The sequence below is a fragment of the Aureimonas ureilytica genome, assembly GCF_001475935.1.
GTDB classification, from domain to species: Bacteria; Pseudomonadota; Alphaproteobacteria; order Rhizobiales; family Rhizobiaceae; genus Aureimonas; species Aureimonas ureilytica_A.
The window spans coordinates 18,358-32,453 of record NZ_LDQA01000004.1; the positions used below are offsets into that span (position 1 = coordinate 18,358).

The following is a 14,096-nucleotide window of genomic DNA, read 5'->3' on the forward strand; positions in this document are numbered from 1 at the left end:
TCGCGTCGGACATCTCGTCTCCTTCGCCTGTCGAAACGCGGATGGCGGGGCGGTGCGACGCCGCCCTCGGCCGTCTTGAAACGGCGCTCGGCCTATTCCAGCTCGAACGCGTCCTGGATTTCCTGCGCGGCGGCTTCCGGTTCCATCTGGCCGGAGACGACCTCCATGGTCGCGTCGTTGACCACGCGCCCGACCGAGGGGCCGAGATCCTGATCGAGGAAGAGTTGGTGGAAGCTGGAGCGGGACAGCTGCGCGGCGAAGTCCTGAACGATCGGGTCCTTCAGCGCGGCGTCCGCGCCGGCGGCGGCCGGGATCAGCATCCCGTTTTCGGCCATGGTGCGCTGCGCCTCCGGGCCGCTGAACCAGCGCACGAAGTCTATCGCCTCCTTCGAGGCATTGCGCGACACCGCCCAGCAATTGACGCCGCCGAAGGTCTCGTCGCCCTTGGACTGGCCGCCCGCCACAGTGGGGAAAGGGAAGATGCCGAGCTGATCGCGCGCGATGCCCTTGCCGTCTGTCGCGGCGGCCGCCTGCCGGTTGGCCGAGTCGTCGAAGGTGAGCAGCATGGCGGCGCGCCCGTCGCCGAACAGGGCGAGCGTGTCCTGCCATTTCGTGCCGAGATAGCCGGGCTGGAAGGGCTCGGCCGCGCCGAGTTCCTTCACCTTGGCGAAGGCGTCCACGAAGGGCTTTGCGGTGAAACCGCCGTCTTCGTTGGCCTTGGCGGCGGCAAAGGCCGGCTGCCCGCCTTCGCGCAGGGCCAGATAGGACCAGTAGAAATGCAGGGGCCACTTGTCGCCGCCGCCGCCCGCGATGGGCGTGACGCCCGCCGTCTTCAGCGCCTTCACGGCGCCCATGAAATCGTCCCAGGTCTTGATCGAGGCGGCATCGACGCCGGCCTTGGCGAAGAGCGCCTTGTTGTAGAAGAAGCCGGTCATGCTCATCTTCAGCGGCACGCAGAGCGTCTTGCCGTCGATGGTCGCGCCGTTCAGCGCGGCCGGCGTGAAGCTCTTGGCCCAGGCGCCATCGTCGGCCTGCATGGCTTCGGTCAGATCCTGCACCGCGCCGGCCTCGGCCTGCGCCTTCAGCACGCCGCCGGACCAGCTGTAGAAGAGATCGGGTGCGTCGTTGCTCTGAAGAAGCGTCGGCAGCTTGGCCTTGAAGGCCTCGTTTTCGAGAAACTGAAGCTCGACCGTGGTGCCCGGATGCTGGGATTGATAGGTGTCTGCGAGATTTCGCCAGATCGCGACATAACGCGGATTAGCTTCGACATGCATCAGGCGCACCTTGGTCTGCGCGGCGGCGGGTGCTGAAACACCTGCCAATGGGCCTGCGACAATGCATGCAAGGGCGACGCCGCGCGCAAGGCGCGCTCGGATGATGTACCGCATGAAGTCCTCCCAGCTGGCTATTTTTGAAGCCATGCGGATTTAATACGGCCCATTGTGCTTCGCCTGTCAAGCGAACAGACCAAAATCTCGCGAATTTGAGCCTTCTGCTTCACCGCACCGCGAATCTGCGTGGTTGACAGACTAAGGCAATGTCGTCTTATTCGCGCATCCCGAATTAAATCGGGGAGGGGTTGGGAGGCGCGAAGGCATGAAGACGGGCGATCCCGAACTGATGCGTGAGATCAACCGGTTCCACATTCTGGACCTGATCCGCCGTCACGGCCCGATCTCCCGCGTCGAGCTCTGCGCGCGGGGCGAACTGTCCTCCACCACCGTATCCGCCATCACCGGAGCGTTGATCGAGGACGGCATCATCCAGCCGGTCGCGGTCGGCGGCATCCACGAGCCCACGCGGGGGCGGCCGCGCGTCATGCTGCAGCTCAATCCAGTGGCCGCGCGCGTCGTGGGCCTGCGTGTCGGCCCGCATGGGATCGCCGTCACCGTCACCGATTTTCGTGGCGAGATCCTGGCAAGCCTGGAGCTCCCCGTTCGCGTGCGCCGGCAGAGCGTGCCGGTCGTTGCCGATTTAGCGGAGGATGCCGTGCGACGTGCCGTCGTGGAAGCAGGACTGACGCTCAAATCCATCGACAGCGTGTGTGCGACCGTGCCGGGCATCGTGGAATATGGCACGGGCCTCGTGCGCCTCAGCCCGATCTTTTCCGAGCCCGACGTGGTGTTCGGCGAGGCGCTGTCGAGCCGGCTCGGCGTTCCCGCCATCGTGGAAAGCGACGCCAACGCTCTGGCGCTGGCCGAGCACTGGTTCGGCTCCTGCCGCGACATGAGCGATTTCGCCGTCGTTTCGCTGGAACAGGCGATCGGCCTCGGCGTGCTGCATGGCGGCCAATTGTTTCGCGGCGTTCATGGTCTCAGCCACGATATCGGCTCTATGGTGATCGGCCGCCAAGCGGACGGGCGGCTCCTGCGCCTCATCGATCTCGCCTCCGAACAGGCGGTGCTCTGCGGTTTCGAGGCCGATCCGTCGATGCGCGATGCCGTCCATGCCGGGCTCGGCCTGCGCCATGCCGTGGAACGGCTCAGCTCCGATGGGGTGGATGTCGCGTCGGTGCGCGATGTCGTGGAACAGGCGGGACACGCCATCGGCATTGCGGTCGCCAATATCGTCACGCTCTTCGCGCCGCCGCGCATCGTCCTGTCCGGCGCGCTTCTCCATCTCGGCGCGGCTTTGACGGACGCCATCGCGCAAGGTTTCGCGGAGGCCGTCGCGGAGCCCTTGGCGCGCTCCACCACTATGAGTTTCGACCCGCCGCGCGCGAGCGCTCGGCTCGGCCAGGGCGCGGCGGCCGTGGCGCTCTGCGAGCTTTACGGCTCGCCCTGGAACACGACAGGCCCGGTGCGACCGGCCGCCTGACCTCGACTGCATATCTCACGGAATCTGGGAGGATTTCCCGTCATGACGCCTGTTGGCATCGGCATTATCGGCTGCGGCAATATCAGCGCCGCCTATCTGAAAGCAGCCCGCAACTTCCCCGTCCTCGACATTCGTGCGCTGGCCGATCGGCGCTTGGAGGCGGCCGAGGCGCGCGGCGCGGAGTTCGGCATCCCGGCCGTGTCGGTGGAGGCGCTGCTGGCCGATCCCACCATCGAGATCGTCTTGAACCTCACCATTCCCGCCGCCCATGTCGAGGTCGGCCTCCAGATCCTGGCAGCGGGCAAGCATGCCTATTCGGAAAAACCTCTTGGCATCGACTTCGCGGACGCCACGCGTCTCACCGAGGAGGCCAAGCGGCGGGGCCTGCGGCTCGGCTCGGCGCCCGACACGTTCCTCGGCGGCGCGCATCAGGCCGCGCGCGCCTTTCTGGACCAAGGGCATCTGGGCCAGCCGATCGGCGGCAGCGCCTTCTTCCTGTGCCCCGGCCACGAGCGCTGGCACCCGGACCCGGCCTTCTATTACAAGGCCGGCGGCGGGCCGATGCTCGACATGGGCCCCTATTACATCACCGATCTCGTCAATCTGCTCGGCCCCGTCGCGCGCGTCGCCGGCCTGTCGCCCGAGCCGCGCCGACAGCGCACCATCACCTCGCAGCCGCGCAACGGCGAGCTGATCGATGTCGAGGTGCCGACCCATGTCGCCGGGGCGCTGCAATTCCAAAACGGCGCGGTCGTCACCATGGCAATGAGCTTCGATGTGGCCGGCCACAAGCATCTGCCGCTGGAAGTCTATGGCACGGACGGCTCCCTGATCGTGCCCGATCCCAACCATTTCGGCGGCGATCTGTCCTTTCTGCCCAAGGGCGGGGAATGGCGGTCGCTAGCCGTCGAAGAGCCTTATGCGGACGGCAATTACCGCTCGCTGGGCCTTGCCGACATGGCCGCCGCACTCCGGCAGGGTCGGCCGCACCGCGCCCATGGCGACCTCGCGCTGCATGTGCTGGAGGTCATGGAAGCCTTCGGGCGCTCCAACGAGACCGGGCGCTTCGTGGAGATCGACACGCGCCCCGAGCGCCCCGCGCCGCTGGCTGCCGACCCGGCGCTGAGCGGGCTTTGAGACATCTGGGAGGAGAGCCATCATGAAGGAAGCACTGATCGTCTGGGGCGGCTGGAGCGGGCACGAGCCGAAGGAATGCGCCGATGTGGTCGGCGCCATGCTGGAGGCCGAAGGGTTCAAGGTGTTCAAGGAGAACACGACGGAAGCCTTTGCCGACCCGTCCATCCGCGATCTCAGCCTGATCGTTCCGATCATCACCATGGCCAAGATCGAGAAGGAGGAACTCTCCAACCTTCTGGAAGCGGTGAAGGGCGGCGTCGGGCTCGGCGGCTATCATGGCGGCATGGGCGACGCCTTCCGCGACCAGCCGGACTACCAGTTCATGGTGGGCGGGCAATGGGTCGCCCATCCCGGCAATATCATCGACTACACCGTGGACGTGACTCGGCCCGACGATCCGGTGATGGAGGGCATCCCGAGCTTTCCCTATCGCTCGGAGCAATATTACATGCATGTCGACCCTTCGAACGAGGTTCTGGCGACGACGCGGTTCAACGGCGACCATGCCGAATGGATCGACGGGACGGTGATGCCGGTCGTGTGGAAGCGCCGCTTCGGCAAGGGCCGCGTCTTCTATTCCTCGCTCGGCCATGTCGCCTCGGAATTTGAGGTGCCACCAATGCGCGAAATCCTGCGTCGCGGCCTGCTTTGGGCGGCGGCCTGACCAGGCTTTCACCGTTGGCGCAAAGGTGATGCCGGCCTCGCGCTTGCGATCGAGGCGGCGCATCCCGACATGCCCAGCCCAAGCGACGAGGCCGCGACGTGCGATGCGGCCCCGTTGTAACCTCGGGCGCAAGGATCAGCATGGTCGCCAATCGCTATTATTCAGGCCCCGTCAGCGACCATTTCGACGGAACGCGCTTCTTCAATCCCGGCGGCATCGAGCCGCTGGGATTGCTCGAGGTCCTGCGCTGGCGGTGGAGCGGTGGGCGCTCGGTCTGGCCGAAGACAATCGAGAATGCCGGCCGGACATCGGTGCCGGCGGCGCGGGTGGAGGATCTGCGCGTCACCATGGTCGGCCATGCGACGCTTCTCGTGCAGGTCGCGGGCGTCAATATCCTGACCGATCCCGTCTGGTCGGAGCGCGTGTCGCCCGTCAGCTTCGCCGGCCCCAAGCGCGTTCGCGCGCCGGGCATCGCCTTCGACGCGCTGCCCAGGATCGATCTCGTTCTCCTTTCGCACAATCATTACGACCATCTCGACATCCGCACCCTTCGCCGGCTGAAGGAAGCGTATGATCCGCTCGTCGTGACGCCGCTCGGAAACGACCGCATTTTATCGGATGCCGGCCTCGGGATGCGCGTGATGGTGGCCGATTGGGGCGACCGGGTAGAGACGCCCTTCGGCATAGTCCATTGCGAGCCCGCGCATCATTGGTCGGCGCGCGGCACGCGCGACCGGCGCATGGCGCTCTGGGCGAGCTTCGTTCTGGAAACCGAAGTGGGGCGCATCTACCATATCGGCGACACCGGCTTTCACGACGGGATCAACTACCGCGCCGCCGGGGAGAAGCATGGCGGCTTCCGGCTCGCGATCCTGCCGATCGGCGCCTATGCGCCGCGCTGGTTCATGAAGGGCCAGCATCAGAACCCGGACGAGGCGGTGCGGGGCATGGTGCTGGCGGGCGCCGAGTTCGCGGTCGGCCATCACTGGTCGACCTTTCAGCTCACCGACGAGGCGATCGACGAGCCGGCGGAGCAACTGGCGCAGGCGCTTCGGGACCATGGCGTATCAGCCGACCGGTTCCGCCCGCTTCTGGCCGGCGAGGCCTGGGACGTTCCTGCGGCGGTGCGCTGACGGTGGGCTTCCTCAACTCGGCGGTTTGACGAGAAACACCTTCAAGCCTCCGGATGAGGGCAGGGGCGTGAGATAGTTCACGCTGTCGCCTGCCGCCAACCGGGCGTAGAGCCCGCTTCCATCGTCGGTCGGCAGTGCGCGCGCCGCCTCGACCGAGGGGCAGACGGCGACGATGCCGACATGGGCGGCGCGCAGCAGGGCTTCGGCCTCGCTCGGCTTGGCGCGCGCGATCTTCAGCTCGGCCAGCATCCCCGCCTGATTGCGGTGATAGGGCGCGCTCAACACCCGATGGGGCGTGAAGCGCAGCAGCCAGGAGCCGCTGTCCGGGTCGGCGGAGACGACGGTGGGCGGCAGAGTGGCCAGCGGGGTAAGAGCCGCCGCGCCATGGCAGGCCTCGGAGGCAAGCCCATAGGGATTGGCAGCCGATGCTGGGCTGGCGATGCTTTCGGGGCGCAGCAGAAGCTTGCCGGCCAGCGCCCAAGTGGTCGACGGCGCGCAAAGAACCGCGAGCCCATAGGCAAGCGCCGGTGCGAACTGGCCCTTGGCAAGGAGATAACGGGCGCGAAGGTCGGTGATCCAAAGGGCCAGCGGTGGGATCGACAGAAGATTGGAGAACATCGTGCCGCGCACCTGCACGACGGCGATGGCGAGCGAAACCAGAAGCAGCGCGCCCATCGTCGCGTGAAACGCTATCCGGTCGCGCCGGATCAGCCGCCATCCGCAGACGAGAAGCGCCAGAAGGGCCGGCGCGTAGAAGGCCCCCAGCATGTCCGGCTCGGTCTGTGCGAAGGCGACGATCGAGCGCGCTTCGCTCACCTTGTCGAGCCAGAGCGTGACCAGCAAAGGGTCGAGATTGGCCAGCGGATTGCCGAGACATTGCGGCGCGATCCAGCGCGCCAGGCCGAGCGTCAGTGCGCCGATCGCCGCAAGGCACGCCCATCGCGTGCCACGCGTCCTCGCGCTCGCCAGGAATGCGGCCAGTGCAAGCGACGCGCCGCCGAAGACGGCCAGCGTACAGTAACCGAAGGAGAAATTATCGCAGGTGACGACGAAGTATCGGGTGGGCGGCACGGTCGCGACATAGAGGACGGTATTGCCGAGCGCGAGCGCCAACGAAAAACCGATGGCCTGCGCGCGGAAGGTGCGGCCCTCCACCGCCCAGAACAGGGCCACCACGGCACAGGCCGCCGCGATCAGCGGCGTCGTTTCCGCGCCGATGGCCAGCGCGAGGGAGGCAGCGATGCCAGCCCCGGCATAGCCCCACCAGCCCGGCCGCGCTACGAGAACGGCCGTCACCACCGCGACGAGCGCCAGTTGCGCGTTGTGATGGTCGATCGCGCCGGGCAGGAATCGATTCGAGAAGGCGAGATAGAAACCTGTGAGAAGAAAGGCCGCATGGCTCGTGAGCCGTCCTCCGATGGCTTGGCCTGCCGCGCCGAAGGCCGCCAGCACGGGCAGCGTCAGGGCGAGCGGCCAGAGCGCGAGGGCGAGGGCCTCAGCCCAACCATGGCTGACCACGAGTCCGAACAAGGAGATCAAAAGCGCGATCGGCGCGTCGATCAGGCGCGACCAGTGCATGAGCACGCCGGGCGGAGGCCCCAGGCGATATTGCATGAGATCGAACCAGCCCTGCCCGGCGAGATAATCCCGGACTTCGACCAGACGCATCGCGTCGTCATTGTCCGCGCCGACATAATCGGTCGCGCTCGGCAGGGTCATCAGGCAGATGACAGCGATCGTGAGCGCGCCATAGACGAGGGCGCGGCGGATGATCCGCCGCGAGGACAGGGGAAAGGCGGTCTCGCTCACGATCGATCGATGGCCGGGCGGCCATTTCCCCTGTTTTCGCTCGGTCGAAACCTAGTCTTAACCCGCCCAAGAAAGAGTAAATCCAAACGGCTCGCCAAAGCCGGTTCGTCATGCCGGGAATGGTCGAGGGTTGGATATGGGAGAGATCGCTGGTCGCCGCGTGGCGGTCCTCATCCCGTGCTACAACGAGGCGGCGACGATCGCGGGTGTCGTGCGCGGCTTTCGCGAGGCGCTGCCGGGTGCCTCGATCCATGTCTACGACAACAATTCCACCGATGGCACGGCGCTTCAGGCCATGCTCGCGGGCGCCCATGTCGAGCGCGAGCGGCGGCAGGGCAAGGGCCATGTGGTGCGCCGCATGTTCGCCGATATCGACGCGGACATTTATGTCATGGCCGATGGCGACGGCACCTATGCGCCCGAAGAAGCCGAGCAGCTGATCCAGGCGCTGCTGTCAGAGCGCGCCGACATGGCGGTCGGCACGCGGGGCGGCGTGCGCCAGGACGCCGGCCGAAAGGGACATGCGCTCGGCAACCGCATCTTCAACGCAATCTACGGCTTCCTGTTCGGCCCCGGCTTTACCGACATCTTTTCCGGCTACCGCGCCTTTTCGCGCCGCTTCGTCAAAAGCTTTCCGGCCGTGTCGGGCGGGTTCGAGATCGAGACGGAAATGTCCGTCCATGCCGCGCGTCTGAAACTGCCCATCGTCGAGCTGGAACTGCCCTATGGCCGACGTGTCGAGGGCTCCGTGTCCAAGCTCTCGACCTTCCGAGACGGCGCGCGCATCCTCTGGATGTTTGCCATGCTCGCCAAGGAAACGCGGCCCTTCGCCATGTTCGGCCTGTTCTCGGCCACCTCGCTGATTGCCAGCGTCGCCTTCATGCTGCCGGTTCTGTTCGAATATTTCGAGACGGGGCTCGTCAGCCGGCTGCCGACCTGGATCCTCTCCATGTCGCTTCTGATGATGGGCTTTCTCCTGTTCACGGCGGGCCTCATCCTCGATTCGCTGGCCCGCGCGCGAACCGAGCAGTTGCATCTCCACTATGTCAGCCTTGCCGAGACCCGGGAGCCGCGCCGCACCGCCGAATTTCCCCGTGCCGTTCCCAAGCCCCGATCCGCCGACGCCGCATGAAGACGCTGTTTCGCTTCGCGCTGGTCGGCGGACTTGGCTTTCTGGTGGATGCGGGCGTCCTGCAACTCTTGCTGAGCCTGACGCATCTCGGGCCGTTTTTCGCCCGCGCCGTCGCCATCGCGGCCGCGATGCTCGTGACATGGCAGTGCAACCGGCTGTTTACCTTCGGCGCATCGGGGCGGGGGCTGGTGAGCGAGGGGGTGCGCTACGGCTCGGTCGGCATCGCCTCGGCCTGCGTGAACTACGCGGTCTATTCCGCCCTGATCCTCGCCATACCGTCGCTGCCCCCGGTGGCGGCGCTCGTGCTGGCTTCGGCCTCGGCGCTCTCGCTGAGTTTCCTGGGCTATTCGCGCGTGGTCTTCCGGTCCTGAGCGCCATCAATGTCTATGACGTAATATGTCTTATGGAACCTCTTTGCGTGCGCGAGGCAGTCAGGGCGCGCCCATCGCCTCGCGGCGGCGCAGATCCAACTCTTCACTATAGCGGCGCAGCATGTGACTTTCGGTGAGAAGGCCGACGACGCGGCCTTTCCCGTCGCCGTCCACGACGGCCAGCGCTTCGCTTTCGGCCCGGTCGAACACGCCCATGGCCTCGCGCGCATTCATGGCCGGGCGCAGCATCGCGTCGGAAAAGCGCAGGAGCGACGAGATCGGCGCATCGAGATCGGTCAGCCCATCGGCATAGGCATCGGGCACGAGCACGATGCCGGCATAGGCGTCGGTCTCCGGGTCGACCGCGATCACGCGCTGGGTCGAGCCCAAGGGAAAGGACCGGCGGAAGGATTTCAGCGACGTGTCGGTCGGCACCGTGCGCAGGTCGCGCCGCATCATCCGCCCGACGGTCAGATTGCGAATCCAGCCGACATCATGCGCGCTGCGAATGCTTTCGCCGCGCAGGTGAAAGCGCCATGTCGCGAAGGAATAGCCGAAGGTCCGGCGCACGGTGAGCGAGGTCGCGACGGCCGCCGCCAGCACCAGTGCGGCGATCGGGAAATCGCCGGTCATTTCGAGCGCGAGAAAGGTCATGGTGAGCGGCCCGCCCACAATGGCGGTGGCGAGCGCCGTCATGCCTACCACGGCGAAGATGACGGGCTCCACCACGAGACCGGGAATGAGCGCGGCGAGATCGGCGAATATGCGCCCGAGCATCGCGCCCAGAAACAGCGAGGCGAAGAACAGGCCGCCGCGAAACCCGCTGCCGATCGAAATGGCCGAGGCCAGCGCCTTCAGGATCAGAAGCGTGACCAGCGAGGTCAGTGCCATGGCGGCGTCGATGCGGATTTCGAGCGCGCCGTGGCCGGACGAGAGGACCTGCGGTGTCAGCAGCGCGAGCCCGCCGAGCAAAAGGCCGCCCACAGCCGGGCGCAGCGGCAAAGGCAGGCGCGAGCGACGAAAGCTGCGCTCCACCAGCGTCACGCCCTTCATGATCAGGATTCCGAGGCCTGCGGCGAGCGCGGCGAGGGCCAGGGCGGCCGGATAGGCCCAGCCGGGCAGCGTGTCCGGCGGGGTCATCTCGATGAGGTGGCTGCCATGCGACATAAGGCGCGAGACGAACATGCCCGACAGTGCGGCGGCGACCACGGGGGCCAGTGCCGTGACGCTATAGGTGCCGATGATGAGTTCGAACGCGTAGAACGCGCCGGTCAGCGGCGCGTCGAAGGCGGCCGCGATGGCCGCTGCCGCGCCGCAGCCGACCAGCGTGCGCATGTCGCCCCGGCGCATCTCGAAGGCGACACCGAAACGCGAGGCGAGCCCGGCCGAGATCTGCGTGTAGGCGGCCTCCAGCCCGACCGACGCGCCAAAACCGTTGGACACGAGGTTCTGCGCGACGACCACGATCCCGTCGCGAAACGACATGCGTCCGCCATGCAGGGCATTCGCCTCGATCGGATCGATCAGAGGCCGCGTCTTCTGCCGCGCCGACCAGGCGAGCATCAGGCCCAGAAGCAGCCCGCCCGCTGCCGGCAGCAGAGCCATCCAGGGGGCGGTCAAAGCGTGCGACCCGCTCAGCCTTTGGCCTGGCGCCAGCGCGAACAAATGCGTGTGAAGGGCCTGCGCGGCGCTGGCGATGGCCATGACGAAGAGCCCGCCCAGCGCGCCGACAAGGGCGGCGAGAATCGCCAGCGCAATTTCCTCGCGGCGCACCAGCGCGCGGAATCGGCCCGGCGCGCGGGCCTGCGCCTCGGATGCGGAGACATCCGCCCCCGCATTAGGCACTTTCATGTCCATTCGCGCCTCACTGCTTGGGGCCTGATCCCATGGCGGGCTGTCGCCTGCCTGCGCACATGGCCAAGTTGGGGGCATCGATCAAGTCGTCGTCGGCTGGCGGACGACGTCGAGCGCATTGCGCGAGAGGGGATCAGGAACACCTCGTGGGCGTTTGCGGCAGGCCGTATACCCGAGTTGCGCGCCGATTGGGCCATTCGCGGCCGATCATTTGAGGGGCGTCCCTCATGGAGGCTGAATTTCATGGGATAGCATGATCGCCGGCCTCGACGGCGCGCCTCGCCTCGCCTATCGTCCGCCGGCCGCGCGAGCGGGCCGGAAGGACCAGGGAATTTCGATGGTGAACGAGACTACCCAGTCCAAGATCGAGCGCGAACTGGAGATTCCCTCCGGCAATAGTGAGGACCCTTTCGCCTCCGCCGTGCGCGCTACGCGCATGCCCATGGTGATCACCGACCCGCGCCAGCCGGACAATCCGATCATCTTCTGCAACGATGCTTTCATCAAGCTCACGGGTTACGAGCGCCACGAGATCATCGGCCATAATTGTCGCTTCCTGCAAGGCCCGGCGACCCGGCAGGCCGACACGCTGAAGGTGCGCGAGGCGATCGCACGGCGCGAAGGGATCGAGATCGATCTCCTGAACTACCGCAAGGACGGCACGACCTTCTGGAACGCGCTGCTCGTTTCGCCGGTCTTTTCGGGTGGCGAACTCGTTTATTTCTTTGCCTCGCAGCTCGATGTGACCGAGCGCAAGCGGGCCGAAGAGCATAGTTTCCTTCTCAATCGCGAACTCAGCCACCGCGTCAAGAACACGCTGGCGACGGTGCAGACCGTCGTTCTCCAGACCCTGCGGGACGGCTCCGTGCCCGAACGCGTGGCCGGCGCCGTCGCGGGACGGCTTCGCGCCATCGCCCGCAGCCATGATGTGCTGACCGCCGAAGCCTGGGCCAGCGCTCTTCTCCTGGACGTGATTCAGGGCGCGCTCGATCCGATCCATTCGCGCGTCGGCGACCGCCTGCATGTGTCCGGACCCGACGTGCGGCTGAAACCGCGCATCGCCACCATGCTCTCGCTCGCCATGCATGAGCTGGGCGACAACGCGCTGCGCTATGGCGCGCTGTCGAACGGTTCGGGCCGGGTGGATGTCCACTGGCGCGTCGGCGACGGACGGTTCTCCCTGCAATGGAAGGAGTCGGGCGGGCCCGCCGTCTCGCCTCCGGCGGAACCGGGCTATGGTATACGCATCGTGGAGCGGGTTCTGGCGGCCGAGTTCGGCGGCACGTCCCGCATCGAATTCGCACCCGATGGGATCGTCTTTCAGCTGGATGCCCCGTCGGCGGGGCTGGAGGTCGAGCGCACGGCCTGGACCGCGCCCTGACCTATCGCGCTATCGGCGCTTCAACCAATCCTGAAGGGTTGCCTCGGCCTGCTCGAGGCTTTCGCGGTTCAGGGCCTTGCGCAGAAGTGCCAGCGCGACGGCGCGCATGCGAAGGTTGAAAACCTCGGTGCCGCCCTGCGCGTCATAGACGCCGAGCTTGTCATAGATTTGCTGAAGGCGGTTCTGCACGCTGCGCAGCGACAAGCCGCGCCGCTCGGCGATGAGCCGGTCCGTCAGCCCGAGGGCGAGATCGGTCAGGATTTCGTATTCGACATCGGTGAAGCTTTCCGAGCGATCCACCGAGCGCTGCTGCACCGACCGGATTTCCCGGTCGATGATGCATTGGCCCTCCAGGAAAACGCCGCGAAGGGCGAGCGCCAGCCGTTCCTCGGAGGCCGATTTCAGGATATAGCCATAGGCCGCCCCGCCCGGCACGATGCGCGAGACGCCCCGCACATAGGCCTCATCAGCATAGTTGGACCAGAAGACGATGCTGGTGTTCGGCCGGCGCGCCCAGAGCGCGCGGGCGAGATCGACCCCCGTGCGCTGCGGCATCTGGAGATCCACCACGGCATGAAGCGTGCCGTGCTCCTGCGCCAGCTTTTCGCCGACGACCCCGTTTTCCGCTTCCACCAAGTCGCAACCGGGCATGGTACGGGCCAGGACCTCGCTGAGGAACGCGCGGTGGACGGCATCGTCCTCGACGATCAGGATGTTCATGCCGCGCTCCCCTGCCCCTCTGTCAGCGGCAGTTGCAGGGACACGAGCGTGCCGCGCCGATCGGCCCGCCGCCCAATCTGGAAGCCCGCGCCGACGAGCCGCGCGCGCGTCTGCATATTGCGCAGGCCGCCCACCCGCTTGCGCTGGGCGAGCGAGGCGAAGCCGATCCCGTCGTCGCGGATGTCGATGCTCAAGGCGTCGCCCTCGCGCCGAAGCTCGACCTCGATCAAGGAGGGTTCGGCATGGTGCGCCGCATTGTTGACGGCCTCCTGCACGATGCGGAACAGCGCGACGCGCAAGGGCTCCGACAGCTGGTCGACGGCCCCCGCGCTGCGGTCGTGGAAGGCCCAGCCGATGCCCGAGCCCGAGCCGTCGAGCGCGCGTCCGAGGAAATCCTCGATCCCTTCCGCGAGGCCGAAGAGCTGAAGAATGTTGGGCCGCGCATCGTCGATGATCTCGCGAAGGCCGCCGATCGTGCGGGCGAGCTCCGCTTCCACCGCTTCCAAGACGTCCGGCCCTGCCCCGCCCGCTTCGCGCAGCCGCGCGATGCGGCGGTGAAGCCGCGTGAGATCGGCCAGCGTCAGGTCGTGCAGGTCCATGCCGATGCGCTGGCGCTCCCGCTCCAGCTCTTCGGTGAGACGCAGCGCGCCCTCGCGCAAGGCGTCTTCGCGCGCGCGCCCCTCGGCCTCCTCGATGGCGAGGCGGCTCGCCTCTTCGGCCGAGCGCAGCGCGTAGAAATAGGGCGCGAGCACGTCGGCCACATGGCGCGCAAAGGGAATGTCGCCCTCGTCGTAGAAGTCCCGCGCGCGCTTGGAGCAGGACAGCGCGCCGATGATCTCGCCGCGCACGAGAAGCGGCACATGCAGCCGGCTTTGCAGATTCTCGTTGAAGATCGGGTGGGCGAAGGCCCCGGCGAAATGAAAGCGCGGATCGGCCAGCGCGTCGCCCGAGATGAGATAGGGCTCCTTCCCGAGCAGCACCGTACGGATCGGACTGCCCTCGACCGGCAGCGGATGGGCGCTGAGGCTCCAGTCCGTATGCGCGCCGGCCTCATAGGCGATGTGGAGGTCCTGCCGCA

General features: G+C 66.8%; 12 protein-coding genes. 7 read left to right on the forward strand and 5 right to left on the reverse strand.

What is annotated here, in order from left to right:
* Positions 1-92: 92 nt before the first annotated feature.
* Positions 93-1,388 (reverse strand): extracellular solute-binding protein, encoded by a 1,296-nt coding sequence (locus tag NS365_RS01445; protein ID WP_058598503.1) that lies wholly within the window; start codon positions 1,386-1,388, stop codon positions 93-95.
* Between the two features lie 208 nt (positions 1,389-1,596).
* On the opposite strand from NS365_RS01445, the gene NS365_RS01450 reads away from it, so the two are divergent.
* The 4 genes from NS365_RS01450 (at position 1,597) to NS365_RS01465 (ending at position 5,751) form a co-directional block, all read left to right on the forward strand.
* Positions 1,597-2,817: an ROK family transcriptional regulator gene (locus tag NS365_RS01450; RefSeq protein WP_058598504.1), complete on the forward strand. Its 1,221-nt coding sequence runs from the start codon at positions 1,597-1,599 to the stop codon at positions 2,815-2,817.
* A 42-nt stretch (positions 2,818-2,859) separates the two neighbouring features.
* Complete coding sequence (locus NS365_RS01455; protein WP_058598505.1) at positions 2,860-3,954, forward strand: Gfo/Idh/MocA family protein; 1,095 nt, start codon at positions 2,860-2,862, stop codon at positions 3,952-3,954.
* Positions 3,955-3,976: 22 nt separating this feature from the next.
* On the forward strand, positions 3,977-4,618 hold the full coding sequence (locus NS365_RS01460; protein ID WP_058598506.1) for a ThuA domain-containing protein: 642 nt from the start codon (positions 3,977-3,979) through the stop codon (positions 4,616-4,618).
* 140 nt (positions 4,619-4,758) lie between these two features.
* Positions 4,759-5,751, forward strand: a complete 993-nt coding sequence (locus tag NS365_RS01465; RefSeq protein WP_058598507.1) for an MBL fold metallo-hydrolase — start codon at positions 4,759-4,761, stop codon at positions 5,749-5,751.
* Positions 5,752-5,763: 12 nt separating this feature from the next.
* Here the strand turns inward: NS365_RS01465 and NS365_RS01470 are convergent, their stop codons facing one another.
* Positions 5,764-7,560 carry a hypothetical protein gene (locus NS365_RS01470; protein WP_244498325.1) on the reverse strand — a complete coding sequence of 599 codons (1,797 nt, stop codon included), beginning with the start codon at positions 7,558-7,560 and terminating at the stop codon, positions 5,764-5,766.
* Between the two features lie 136 nt (positions 7,561-7,696).
* Here NS365_RS01470 and NS365_RS01475 point away from each other — a divergent pair, with 136 nt between their 5' ends.
* Positions 7,697-8,692 (forward strand): glycosyltransferase, encoded by a 996-nt coding sequence (locus NS365_RS01475; protein WP_058598509.1) that lies wholly within the window; start codon positions 7,697-7,699, stop codon positions 8,690-8,692.
* Positions 8,689-9,063: a GtrA family protein gene (locus tag NS365_RS01480; protein WP_058598510.1), complete on the forward strand. Its 375-nt coding sequence runs from the start codon at positions 8,689-8,691 to the stop codon at positions 9,061-9,063. Before NS365_RS01475 ends, NS365_RS01480 begins: the two co-directional genes overlap by 4 nt.
* Before the next feature lie 60 nt (positions 9,064-9,123).
* Here the strand turns inward: NS365_RS01480 and NS365_RS01485 are convergent, their stop codons facing one another.
* On the reverse strand, positions 9,124-10,914 hold the full coding sequence (locus NS365_RS01485; protein ID WP_058598516.1) for a chloride channel protein: 1,791 nt from the start codon (positions 10,912-10,914) through the stop codon (positions 9,124-9,126).
* Between the two features lie 340 nt (positions 10,915-11,254).
* Here NS365_RS01485 and NS365_RS01490 point away from each other — a divergent pair, with 340 nt between their 5' ends.
* Entirely contained in the window at positions 11,255-12,298 is a 1,044-nt protein-coding gene (locus NS365_RS01490; RefSeq protein ID WP_193753362.1) for an HWE histidine kinase domain-containing protein, read from the forward strand.
* Between the two features lie 9 nt (positions 12,299-12,307).
* On the opposite strand, the gene NS365_RS01495 is transcribed toward NS365_RS01490, so the two are convergent.
* Both NS365_RS01495 and NS365_RS01500 read right to left on the reverse strand, forming a co-directional pair.
* A complete protein-coding gene (locus tag NS365_RS01495) occupies positions 12,308-13,018 on the reverse strand; it encodes a response regulator transcription factor (protein WP_058598512.1) in 711 nt (236 codons plus the stop codon).
* On the reverse strand, positions 13,015-14,096 hold a 1,082-nt coding region (locus tag NS365_RS01500; RefSeq protein ID WP_058598513.1), incomplete at its 5' end, for a GAF domain-containing sensor histidine kinase. The genes NS365_RS01495 and NS365_RS01500, both read right to left, overlap by 4 nt.

Coding starts and splice junctions, on each gene's coding strand:
- NS365_RS01445 (WP_058598503.1), bottom strand. CDS start 1,388: ATGCGGTACATCATCCGAGCGCGCCTTGCGCGCGGCGTCGCCCTTGCA.
- NS365_RS01450 (WP_058598504.1), top strand. CDS start 1,597: ATGAAGACGGGCGATCCCGAACTGATGCGTGAGATCAACCGGTTCCAC.
- NS365_RS01455 (WP_058598505.1), top strand. CDS start 2,860: ATGACGCCTGTTGGCATCGGCATTATCGGCTGCGGCAATATCAGCGCC.
- NS365_RS01460 (WP_058598506.1), top strand. CDS start 3,977: ATGAAGGAAGCACTGATCGTCTGGGGCGGCTGGAGCGGGCACGAGCCG.
- NS365_RS01465 (WP_058598507.1), top strand. CDS start 4,759: ATGGTCGCCAATCGCTATTATTCAGGCCCCGTCAGCGACCATTTCGAC.
- NS365_RS01475 (WP_058598509.1), top strand. CDS start 7,697: ATGGGAGAGATCGCTGGTCGCCGCGTGGCGGTCCTCATCCCGTGCTAC.
- NS365_RS01480 (WP_058598510.1), top strand. CDS start 8,689: ATGAAGACGCTGTTTCGCTTCGCGCTGGTCGGCGGACTTGGCTTTCTG.
- NS365_RS01485 (WP_058598516.1), bottom strand. CDS start 10,914: ATGAAAGTGCCTAATGCGGGGGCGGATGTCTCCGCATCCGAGGCGCAG.
- NS365_RS01490 (WP_193753362.1), top strand. CDS start 11,255: ATGGTGAACGAGACTACCCAGTCCAAGATCGAGCGCGAACTGGAGATT.
- NS365_RS01495 (WP_058598512.1), bottom strand. CDS start 13,018: ATGAACATCCTGATCGTCGAGGACGATGCCGTCCACCGCGCGTTCCTC.